This is a genomic window from Mucilaginibacter aquatilis (assembly GCF_009755275.1).
GTDB lineage: Bacteria > Bacteroidota > Bacteroidia > Sphingobacteriales > Sphingobacteriaceae > Mucilaginibacter > Mucilaginibacter aquatilis.
In genome coordinates this window covers 162,334-174,016 of the sequence record NZ_WQLA01000006.1, presented here as the reverse complement: position 1 = coordinate 174,016, position 11,683 = coordinate 162,334, and the positions used below count along the sequence as shown (strand labels likewise).

Annotated in this window: 9 protein-coding genes; 4 read left to right on the top strand and 5 right to left on the bottom strand. The window is 40.9% G+C overall.

Annotated elements, in window-relative coordinates; all coding sequences use genetic code 11:
• Window positions 1–76: 76 nt before the first annotated feature.
• Window positions 77–487 (bottom strand): BrxA/BrxB family bacilliredoxin, encoded by a 411-nt coding sequence (locus GO816_RS15190; protein ID WP_157542793.1) that lies wholly within the window; start codon window positions 485–487, stop codon window positions 77–79.
• A gap of 189 nt (window positions 488–676) precedes the next feature.
• Between GO816_RS15190 and GO816_RS15185 the strand changes: the two genes are divergently transcribed.
• Window positions 677–1,561 (top strand): M23 family metallopeptidase, encoded by an 885-nt coding sequence (locus GO816_RS15185; protein WP_157542792.1) that lies wholly within the window; start codon window positions 677–679, stop codon window positions 1,559–1,561.
• Between the two features lie 66 nt (window positions 1,562–1,627).
• On the opposite strand, the gene GO816_RS15180 is transcribed toward GO816_RS15185, so the two are convergent.
• Window positions 1,628–2,602, bottom strand: coding sequence for a hypothetical protein (locus tag GO816_RS15180; RefSeq protein ID WP_157542791.1), 975 nt, complete (start codon window positions 2,600–2,602; stop codon window positions 1,628–1,630).
• A gap of 95 nt (window positions 2,603–2,697) precedes the next feature.
• A complete protein-coding gene (locus GO816_RS15175; protein ID WP_157542790.1) occupies window positions 2,698–3,282 on the bottom strand; it encodes a helix-turn-helix domain-containing protein in 585 nt (194 codons plus the stop codon).
• Window positions 3,283–3,401: 119 nt separating this feature from the next.
• Between GO816_RS15175 and ahcY the strand changes: the two genes are divergently transcribed.
• The gene (gene ahcY / locus GO816_RS15170) at window positions 3,402–4,718 is read left to right on the top strand and encodes an adenosylhomocysteinase (protein ID WP_157542789.1); all 1,317 of its coding nucleotides are present in this window, start codon (window positions 3,402–3,404) and stop codon (window positions 4,716–4,718) included.
• A gap of 225 nt (window positions 4,719–4,943) precedes the next feature.
• Window positions 4,944–6,953, top strand: coding sequence for a sensor histidine kinase (locus tag GO816_RS15165; RefSeq protein WP_157542788.1), 2,010 nt, complete (start codon window positions 4,944–4,946; stop codon window positions 6,951–6,953).
• On the opposite strand, the gene GO816_RS15160 is transcribed toward GO816_RS15165, so the two are convergent.
• Together GO816_RS15160 and GO816_RS15155 are read right to left on the bottom strand one after the other, a co-directional pair.
• Window positions 6,937–7,665, bottom strand: coding sequence for an esterase family protein (locus GO816_RS15160; protein WP_157542787.1), 729 nt, complete (start codon window positions 7,663–7,665; stop codon window positions 6,937–6,939). The genes GO816_RS15165 and GO816_RS15160 overlap by 17 nt on opposite strands.
• Window positions 7,666–7,747: 82 nt before the next feature.
• Entirely contained in the window at window positions 7,748–8,332 is a 585-nt protein-coding gene (locus tag GO816_RS15155) for a GDSL-type esterase/lipase family protein (RefSeq protein ID WP_157542786.1), read from the bottom strand.
• A gap of 178 nt (window positions 8,333–8,510) precedes the next feature.
• Here GO816_RS15155 and GO816_RS15150 point away from each other — a divergent pair, with 178 nt between their 5' ends.
• Complete coding sequence (locus GO816_RS15150) at window positions 8,511–11,672, top strand: ATP-dependent helicase (RefSeq protein ID WP_157542785.1); 3,162 nt, start codon at window positions 8,511–8,513, stop codon at window positions 11,670–11,672.
• The last annotated feature ends 11 nt before the right edge of the window (window positions 11,673–11,683 follow it).

Sequence of the window (11,683 nt, the reverse complement as noted above, 5' to 3'; positions counted from 1 at the left end):
TATCAGTATTTTTTTTAACTGAAAATAAAAAATCCGGCCTTGCGAGCCGGATTTTTAAAAGAAATATTTTGTCTGATTAGCAGTGCTGATCAAAAGCATCAATCAGGTTATCGGCAATCATTTGAGCCGGTCTGCCCTCAATTTGATGGCGCTCTATCATGTGTACTAATTTGCCGTTTTTAAATAAAGCCATAGCCGGTGATGATGGCGGGTAAGGCAACATCAAACGACGGGCCTCATCAACAGCATCCTTTTCCATGCCTGCAAATACTGTTACCAGCTTATCAGGATGTTTTTGATTTTGAACGGCTAATTTTGCAGCCGGGCGGGCCATTGCAGCAGCACAACCACAAACCGAATTTACCATAACAAATACGGTTCCTTCGCTTTCAATAGCGTTTTTTACCTCGTCGGCATCTTTAAGCTCAGCAAAGCCGGCAGTGGTTAAATCAGCCCGCATAGGAGCAACTAAATATTCTGGATACATTGCGTTAGTTTTAAATTATGAGTTACAAAAATATTAAAACCTGCCTTAATTATTTGCAGGTACTAAAATATTAACACTATCTTGACGTTTGATTTTAACCATCGTTTGTCAACTGCCGTATAATGCGGCAAAATAATCTATTTGTTTAAAATCTCCCTCTAAGTAATTGAGATATTAAGGAACTATTGAATGAGCTTAAAACAAAATAATTTAAGCAGGGAACGTGCTTTGAATAATCCCGGCTTGCGCGAGCGTTTGTTACAGGTGAAAACTATTTACTTTACCCGGTTAAAAACTGTTACGGCCGTATGCTTTTCGCTTATTGCCGTTTTAATGGTAACCGTGTTTCAGCTAAACAAGCGTACTAAAATGCAGGAAGCAGAGAACGGACGTTTAATGGCCCAGGTTGAGGCTTTGCAGGATCAGTTAAGTGAAGGTTCTGAAAGGCTTGACCTTATTTCGGCCTCGCATGACAGTACCAGCCACAAAGCGCTTACCTACATTGAAAGCATACAATCAAAACTCAGTAAAATAAACAACTACCTTACTAAGCGTGGGCTGCGTAGCATAGCTTTTAAAACTAATAAAATCAATGCCCGTAAGGAAACCAAGGGCGCTCACTTAGATGTGTACAGCCGTTACAACCGCTACCTAGATAAACTTGTTGATAACATTGCACGTATGCCAATGGGCTATCCGCGTGTAAGCGGGTTCACTTCTTTCTTTGGCAGCAGGGGCAATCCATTTGGAGACGGCCGCAGCGAGTTTCATCCCGGGCTTGATTTTAAAGGCCGCATGGGCGACCCGGTTAAATGCACCGCCAGCGGCAAAGTGGTTTTCAGCGGGCGTGCGGGCGGTTATGGAAACTGCGTTAAAATAAGGCATACCGACAATATTGAAACATGGTACGGACACCTATCACGCATTAATGTACGTGAGGGGCAGCGTGTAAACGTTGGACAGCTTATAGGTAAAGTTGGTTCAACAGGCCGGTCAACCGGTCCTCATTTGCATTACGAGGTACGCCGTAACGGTAAGGCTGTAAACCCTAAACAGTATTTAAGCTTAAATTAAGCATTGTAAAAATAAATATTAAGGGCATTTTGCGCGGGCAAGATGCCCTTAATATTTTACACCCGGTTAAGGGTTTGATATAACACCGAACTTTTTTGCTTTCATATTTATAAACAGTACACTGTTTATAAATAGCTTGTTACCTGTCATGCCACCCATGCCAAGTTTCATCATTCTATCTGCCTGGCTATCGCTGGCGCCCTCCATGTAGGTAGCTCTTTTAATGGGTAGTTTTTGGCCGGCAATAATTAGGCTGTCATTGGTTGCATAAACGTTAGCAGTTAACATACGCCCCCATGATGATACCTCGTATTGTTTGGGCTGTGTACCAGGCTTTGCTAATGATAGGCAAATTTGTTTGCTGGTAAGCAATTCAAAGGCGCTTGAGCCTGTATCGAAAAATAACATTGTGCGTTTGCCTTGCAGCGTTACAGGCAGCAAAATGCTGTTTTGTACAAGCATGAAGTTTGTGAGTGTTGTTTTCTCTTCAAAAGCTTGCGGTAGTTGAGCAGTAAGATATATTGTGCTTTTAGGGTAATTAAAAGTAATACACTTGTCTTGCAAAAAATCTACACCTATGGTGCCAATAACCTCTACACTGTTTTTATCAGTCCAGTTAATATTGTTATTACCGAAGGCTTTAATGGCAATACTGGCAGTTGATAGAGTGGTGTTGCTTATTATCAATTGCTGACTGATGAGTTTAGTGGAATCTTGCCGGCCAACGCTTTTAGGATATTTATTATGTATAGCCGCTATTTTCCCTGAATACATTACTGATTGCGGAGCACCCAAATCAAATTGCATATAGAACTGCTTTGCGCAATGGGGCAACTTAACAGGTATCAGCAGTACGGCATACGGCTCAAAGCCTATTGCTGTGGTATCACCCTGCCATTTAAAATGTATGGTTAAATCACTATCAGGAATGTTTAGTTGGTTTGCTTTTTGGGGCGTGCTTTGGCAGTAGCCAGATGTTGAAACCGCCACCATAAGAAAGGCTATAAACAGGCCTCTTTTTAAAAAACTAATTAAATGCATATTGTATTATTGATGCCGTAAATGTAGATGTATGTGCCTGTTTACACACCCGACATTTACCCGACATTATGCAGTAATTGGCTTTAAAGTAATGTTTATGCGTTTTTTAGCTTTTGTACGTTGATGTAATTGCTTACAATTAAAACTGCATTTGCTCCATACAAAATAAAGAATACCGCAAGGTAACTTATAATATAACCTTTATGATGTAAGGCTGCCTGTGCAAGGTTGTAAGCTAACGTTACAAGTAGTAAACCGGAGGTAAGCACGATATAAAAAACCTGCTGCCTAATTATTTTACGAGCCAGGTTTTTAACCTGTTTATTTTGCACTTGTTGTTGCCGGAGTAAATAAGCAGGTATTAAAAAGTGTATATATGGAATAACCAGGTAACTGAAGCATGAAAGACATAGCATTTTTAGGAAATTCATACTTTCCGCCGCATCATCAGGAGCCTGCAGCGTTTGTTCATGTGTTGGTGTTGTTGCAGGTTGTGCAAATTCTTCAAAAGGAATATTCAATGCAGTAGCCAAAGCATTAAGGGTATAGCTGCGGGGAGTGCTGTCGCCGCACTCAATACGCTGAATGGTACGCACAGTAACCTTGCATAAGTCGGCCAGTTGTTCTTGCGTTAAACCCTGTTTTTTGCGCGCCGAAATAATTTTTTGCTGAAGATTCATGAAAGATGTACAAATATAAATCTTTGTTTCATTGCAATATCATTTATAAACAGGCTTGCGCTTATGTGTTTGTTTAACACCTTGTTATTGCCTATTTTTGCATTTCAAAATTAAAAAGTATGTCATCAGTAGAGACCACTTACGTTAAATACAAAGTAAAAGATATGTCGCTGGCCGATTGGGGCCGCAAAGAGATAGAACTGGCTGAAGCCGAAATGCCTGGTTTAATGGCATTACGTGCTGAATTTGGTGCATCAAAGCCGTTGGCCGGTGCACGTATAGCAGGCTGTTTGCACATGACTATTCAAACTGCTGTATTAATTGAAACATTGGTTGAATTAGGTGCTGAAGTTACCTGGTCATCATGTAATATATTTTCAACACAAGATCATGCAGCTGCTGCAATTGCTGCGGCTGGTGTTTCTGTTTATGCCTGGAAAGGTTTAACCGAAGAAGAATTTAACTGGTGTATAGAGCAAACGTTGTTCTTTGGTGAAGAGCGTAACCCTCTAAATATGATATTAGATGACGGTGGTGATTTAACCAATATGGTACTAGATCAGTATCCTGAACTGGTTAGTGCTATTAAAGGACTATCGGAAGAAACTACTACCGGTGTTCACCGTTTATATGAGCGCGTTAAAAATGGTACTTTGCCAATTCCGGCAATCAACATTAACGATTCGGTAACCAAGTCAAAATTTGACAATAAATACGGTTGCCGTGAGTCATTGGTTGACGCTATCCGTCGTGCTACCGACGTAATGATGGCTGGTAAAGTAGCTGTTGTTTGTGGTTATGGTGACGTAGGTAAAGGTTCTGCCGATTCATTACGCAACGCAGGCGTACGTGTTATTGTTACTGAAATTGATCCTATTTGTGCATTACAAGCTGCGATGGAAGGTTTTGAAGTTAAAAAGCTTTCAACCGCTATTGCCGAGGCTGATATTGTTGTAACCGCAACAGGTAACTGTGATATTGTACGCGAGCAGCACTTCCGTGCTTTAAAAGATAAAGCTATCGTTTGTAACATTGGCCACTTTGACAATGAGATTGATATGGCTTGGTTAAACGGTACTTACGGTAACACTAAGGTTGAAATTAAACCACAGGTTGATAAATATACAATTGACGGTAAAGACGTTATTGTTTTGGCCGAAGGTCGTTTAGTTAACCTGGGTTGTGCTACAGGCCACCCAAGCTTTGTAATGTCAAACTCGTTCACTAACCAAACTTTAGCCCAGTTAGAGCTTTGGACTAACGGTGGTGCGTATGAAAACAAAGTTTATACCTTGCCTAAACATCTTGATGAAAAAGTAGCACGCCTGCACTTAGCCAAAATTGGCGTAGAGCTGGAAGAACTTGATCAGCATCAGGCTGAATATATTGGTGTAACAGTTGAAGGTCCGTTTAAACCTGAATACTACAGATACTAAATAAATTCAATATAAAACAACAAAGGCGCGGTAAGTTACCGCGCCTTTGTTGTTTTAGCCGGTTCACTTTGTTTATATTTTATAAACACAATCCCAATTAGTTAATCGCTTAAATTAATGTGCAAACTGGTAAAACATAAATGCTTAACTCAGGTTGATATTACAACTACTTTGTTTAATTTTGTATCTTTTATTCCTTAAAGGAGTATAAGATTTGCCTGCATAATGATCGATAATTCTTCAGGTAATCGGGTGCCATCGCCGGTATCAGGATTCACCAGTAATAGTTTAAACTACAACAATATGCTCGAAAGCATACCAGTAGCTATTTATACATGCAATGCATTAGGGTATATCACTGCATTCAACAATGCCGCAAAAACTTTATGGGGTTTTGCACCCGTTACCGGTAAAGACCAATGGTGTCCAAGCTGTAAGTTTTACGATCACCACAATGAGCCGCTTCCGGCTGGATTAAGCCCAATGGCTCGAGCCGCTGAACAAGGTCAAATAGTTGAACAGGTCATCATTATGCAAAGGCCCGATGGCAGCCGTATAAAAATGAGATCACACTGTGTACCTCAGTTTGAAGAAAATAGAACCCTTCAAGGCATCATCGTTACCCTTATTGATGTAACCCACGAGGAAGGTAACATAAGTAAACAGGCACGTTTAGCTGCCATTGTTGATTCGTCAGACGATACCATTTTAAGCAAAACCTTGCAGGGTATCATCACCAGTTGGAATAAAGCCGCCGAGCGAATGTTTGGTTATACCCAGGCCGAAGCTATTGGGAAGCATATTTCAATGCTCATACCAATGTCGCGCCTATCTGAAGAGGAGTACATAATTGGACAAATTGCGCAAGGAAATCGTGTAGAGCATTTTGAAACTATAAGGGTTACCAAGCATGGTAAAGAAATTCCTATATCATTGTCTGTTTCGCCCATAAAAGATGAATCGGGAAATATTATTGGCGCGTCAAAAATTGCACGTGACATAAGTACGCAAAAGCAGGCTGAAGATGCAATGGCCGAATATGCCCGTAGGCTAGAGGTTATAAATCAGGTAATAAAGCAAATATCTGATGAGCTTGATTTAAACAAGATACTACAAAAGGTAATAGATGCTACTACCGAGCTTACAGCAGCACAAGCCGGTACCTTCTTTTATAAAAAAGCCAATTCAAATGGCCACTTTGACCTTGTTTGCTCCTACGCACATAACACCACAAAACAACAATACAATAACGAACAAATTTTAACCAGCCCGCTTTTTTCAAATCCTCAGGTTTTAAGAGTAGCAAATTTTAAGCAGAATTCGTCTGCGTTACTTTCAAATCTTTTTAGTGGTTTAGGCTTAAACAATAAAACGTCTTTGGTAAGTTGCCTTACCGTGCCGGTTGTTTCAAGATTAGGTGAAGTAATTGGCGTTTTGTTTTTCGAACATGCGGAAGAGGGTAAATTTACTGCCGAGCATGAGGATATTGTAATACCGATTGCTGCGCAGGCTGCTATTGGTATTGATAATGCAGGTTTGTATGAAGAGGTGAAATTCCTTAATGAGAAGAAAGATGAATTTATTGGTTTGGCAAGCCATGAGTTGAAAACACCTTTAACAAGTATAAACGGTTACCTGCAAATATTAGACAGAACCGAGAAAAATGAAGGCAGCCGTAAGTTTGTTACTAAAACCATACAGCAGGTTAAAAAACTGAACGCATTAGTGTCTGATTTGCTTGATGTTTCAAAAATAGAAGCAGGTAAGCTACAGTTTGTAAACCAGGTCTTTAATATAGGTACTTTGCTTGATGATGTAATTGAGCTTATCCAGCTGTCGCATACAACTCATCAAATAGTCCTGAAATCAGTAATCGAAAACGTAAATATTCACGGCGATCCACACAGGATTGAGCAGGTACTCATTAATTTATTAACCAATGCAATTAAATACTCGCATGGTGCCAGTAAGGTAGAAGTGAGTATGGAATTTGAAGATGATAAGGTTACTATCGGTATTCGCGATTTTGGCATTGGTATACCAGAAGAGAAATTTTCGCAAATATTTTCAAGGTTTTTCAGAGTAGAAGAACTTAATCCTCATATATCTGGCCTGGGTATAGGGCTTTACATTTCACATGAAATAGTTGCGCGGCACAACGGAAAAATATGGGTTGAAAGTGTAATGGGGCAGGGGAGTACATTTTGGCTTCAACTGCCTACAGGTATAGCTTAACCATTTCGCGCCAGTACTTTGGCTTATGTGCATTGCCTTCCCAAATAAAAAAGTGGTGCGGAATATTTTTGTACCAAAGCAGTTGATTAAATTGCTGGTTGCCGGGACAAAACGGATCATCATTACCTATTACTAAGGTAATATCCATAAGGCTCAGGTTATTTAGCAGGTAACTGTCGGTAAGGTTGGCAATGTATTGCTGCGGCATGTTAAAATAAATATCATCATCATGATAGCCGTCAAATAAGTCATTATAATCAGGCAGTTGAACTGTTAAATCATAACGGCCACTCATAGACACAACCCTTTTAAAAATAGTTGAGTGCCTGAATGCAATATTGAGTGCATGATAGGCCCCCATGCTACAGCCCGCTGCCTCAATACATCCATCAGCGTTACAAACCTTTATAAAAGGGATAACCTCATTGATGATGTATGATTCATATTGTAGGTGCCGTTGTATACGTAAAGCAGGACTAATGCTTTTGTTATAAAAGCTTTCGGCATCAACACTGTCAACGCAAAAAAGCTGGAGCTGCCCCGCTTCAATTTTCTCAAATAATGAACCTATAATGCCCCAGTTCTCATAATCATAAAAGCGGGCCATACGTGTTGGAAAAAAAACAACGGCACGGCCTGCATGCCCGAAAACAAGCAATTCCATGTCGCGCTGCAGCGCAGGACTATGCCATTTATGATATGCTCTTTCCATTTATATTCGAGCTTCAATTAAAATGTGATAGAAATGTCCCTATTTAATATTACCTCCGCATAAATGGCATGTTAGCACTGAATTAAAGACTGCTTCCAATTACATGCTTCCAAACCTCATATCCCTGCTGGCTTAAGTGCAGGTTGTCATCAGCATAAAGCTCATGCCGTGGTCTGCCGCCAACATCAAGCATCGGTCTAAATATATTAATGAAGCGCCAGTTGTTTTGTTGCTTCACAATTTCATTCTCAATAAGGTTGTTTGCGTATTTAAAGCTCTCGGCAATTTGCCACCGCGCCGGGCTGGGCTTTAACGATACATAGTAACAAGGTATATTGCCGAAGCGCTCAGCAGCCATAACCACCATTTGCTTAAAAAAAATAAATACCTCTTCGGGGTGCCGTCCATCTCCCAAGTCGTTGTCGCCGGCGTACACAACCAATTGTTTAGGTTTATAGGCCATCATTATTCTATCAAAAAACCAAACACAAGCTGCCAAGGTTGAACCGCCAAAGCCAAGGTTAACAGGCTTTAAGTGAGCAAAGTCTTCGTATAAGCTGTTCCAAAGCCGTATGGTCGAACTACCATAAAACAGCGTTTCAGGTTCATAGTGCAGCTTAAGTCTGTCCTTTTCAAGGCGTTTAACCTCATCCTCGTACCAATACATGCTGTAATGTTATAAAAATAGTATTAAACTATAGTAATCAATGCTTTTAAAGCCTGAATGTTCGGCGTATAATCACTTTTATAAAAATTATAATAAGCGCAAGGCATGCCTGTGCTGCTAAGCCGGATGGTTGGTTTGATGGCTGCCGCTGCAAAAAATGCTTATCTTTACTCTTAAGATGATACAGCCTTCCGCAGATAGATATAACCAGAATTTCCAACAAATATTAGCGCGTCTTAACCCAGAGCAGTTAGCAGCCGTTAACAAACTTGATGGCCCGGTGCTGGTGGTTGCTGGTCCCGGTACAGGTAAAACGCAAATACTGGCTGCACGTATTGGTAAAATACTATCAGACACTGATGCCCAGCCCAACGAAATACTTTGTTTAACTTATACTGATGCCGGTGCAGTGGCCATGCGCAAGCGTTTGTTTGAATTTATTGGCCCCGATGCATACCGCATAAATATTTACACATTTCATGCCTTTTGTAATGATGTTATACAGGAAAACCTTGAATATTTTGGCAGGCTAGGGCTTGAACCCTTAACCGACTTAGACTCGGCCATGCTGTTTCGCGACTTGATAGACGGGTTTGGCAAAGATCATCCGTTAAAGCGGTTTACCGGCGATATATATTTTGAAACGTCGAGGTTAAAAAGCCTGTTCAGTACTATGAAGCGTGAAAACTGGACGGCCTCATTTATTGAGCAGGCCGTAAAGGATTATATTGACGATTTACCAAACCGTGAGGAGTTTACCTATAAGCGTGCTAACGCTGCTAAAGGCATTAAAGTAGGCGATATCAAAGAAAAAGAAATTACGGCTGCCAAAGACAAAATGGAGAAGCTGTTAAGTGCCGTTAAAGAGTTTGATAATTATGAAAACCGTTTAGACATAGCCAAGCGCTATGATTACGACGACATGATTATGTGGGTGTTGCGGGCTTTTGCCAATAATGAAGATTTGCTGCGCCGTTACCAGGAGCGTTACCAGTATATTTTGGTTGATGAGTTTCAGGATACCAGCGGTTCACAAAATGAACTGTTGAAATTTATGCTAAGCTACTGGGACACGCCTAACGTTTTTGTGGTGGGCGATGACGACCAGTCTATTTACCGCTTTCAGGGTGCCAACATGAAAAACATCCTCGATTTTGCCGGAGATTATGTAGATGCCCTTTATACCGTTGTACTTAAGCAAAATTACCGTTCAAATCAAACCATTCTTGACATATCAAGGGCGCTTATCGGTAACAATAATGAGCGTTTAACCAGCCAGTTAAGGCTCGACAAAAACCTGCAGGCGGCAAACGTACGCTTTGCCACTGAGACTGTGGAACCGGTTATAAGCGAATATGCTAACCCAGATCATGAACTGGTTGACGTTGCTTATCAAATTGAAGACCTGATACAGGCGGGGGTTGATGCCAATGAGATAGCTGTAATATACCGCAACCATAACCAGGTTGAACAGCTTATACATTATCTGGATGCAAAAAAAATTGCCGTAAACACACGTCGTAAAATCGACATATTTACTTTGCCATTTGGCGAAAAAATTATCAACATACTTCAGTACCTGGCTATGGAAATTGATTCGCCGTACAGCGGCGATGAAATGCTGTTTGAAATCATGCACTATGATTTCTTTGACATTAAGCCCATAAAGATAGCCAAAGCAAGTATTGCTGTAGCCCAGGCCAACTATAAAGTGCTGGCCGACGATCAAAAAACGTCCATACGCCGCTACCTTACCGAAATGCAGGGACCGCGTCAGGGTAACCTTTTTGAAGTTGACAACAAAGAGCCGCTGCGCCAGTTAATTGGCAATATCGAAGAACTGCTTAAGGTATCTATGAGTTTCACCGTTCAGGTACTGTTTCAGCACGTAATTACTTCATTGGGTATTTTAAGGTACGTTATGCAGCAGCCCGATAAAGGGTGGCATATGGAGGTACTTAACAGCCTGTTTAATTTTGTGCGCGATGAAGCCCGCAAAAATCCGGAAGGTAAGCTTAAGGATGTCATACTAACTATTGACCTCATGAAACGTAACGGCATACGCCTGGAACTGAACCAGGTAATACATGCCGATAATGGTGTAAATTTTGTAACTGCACACGGTTCTAAAGGATTGGAGTATGAGCATGTATTTTTGGTAGGCTGTAATAAACGTGTTTGGGATGCCAAGGGCCGCAACAGCGGCTTCAGTTTTCCTGATACACTTATGCAAAGCGCTGCCGATGACACTGCCCAGCAGGAGGAATCACGCCGGTTATTTTATGTAGCAATTACCCGGGCAAAGCAGTGCCTCAATATATCATACACCGTTAAAGACCGTAATGATAAAGACCAGGAAGCTTCACAGTTTGTAGGCGAAATAGTTGCCGCCACGCATATTCGTGTTCAATACCCGCAGGTACACCCTGATGCTTTAATGAGCTACCTTTCAACCCAGTTTACTGAAGCTGATAAGCCTGTGGTACAGTTGCTCGATAAAAACTATATTGATCAGTTACTGCAAAACTATGTGCTGTCGGTTACGCATTTAAATGCATATTTAGATTGTCCGCTTAAGTTTTATTTCCAAAACTTAATACGGGTGCCCGCAGGCAAAAGTCCGGCTATGGCATTTGGTTCGGCGGTACACTTTGCGCTTTACAAAGTGTTTGACAGGATGGGAAAAAGCGAAGACAAGGTTTTTGCAACCACTGATGATTTTATGCGTGAATTTCGTTGGTTTATGATGCGCAGCCGTGATTCATTTACTAAAGAAGATTTTAAACTGCGTATGGATTACGGTGATAAGATACTGCCCGCTTACTACGAGCAAAATTTACCAACTTGGAATAAAATTGCAAAGGTGGAATTACCTGTACGTAACGTTGTTATAAATGGGGTTCCGGTGAAAGGGCATCTTGATAAAATTGAGTTTAACGGTAAGCAAGCCACTATTGTTGACTATAAAACCGGCAAGCTGAAGTATGCCAAAGAAAAGTTTATACGTCCAACTACCGATAATCCTAATGGGGGCGATTACTGGCGCCAGGCAGTATTTTATAAAATGCTTATAGATGCCGACCGCAATAAAGATTGGGAAGTTATCGGTACTACATTTGACTTTGTTGAACCTATAAACGAAGGAGAGTATCATAAAGAAAAAATTGTTGTTATTCCGGGTGATGAAGCTACTGTAACAAGGCAACTTACCAATATCTATCAAAAAATTATGGCCCATGATTTTGCCACCGGCTGCGGCAAACCCGAATGTAGCTGGTGCCACTTTGTGCGAAGCAACTTCAAGCAGGCAGGAGATATTTTAGAAGGTGCAGAAGAATAACTAAGACGTTA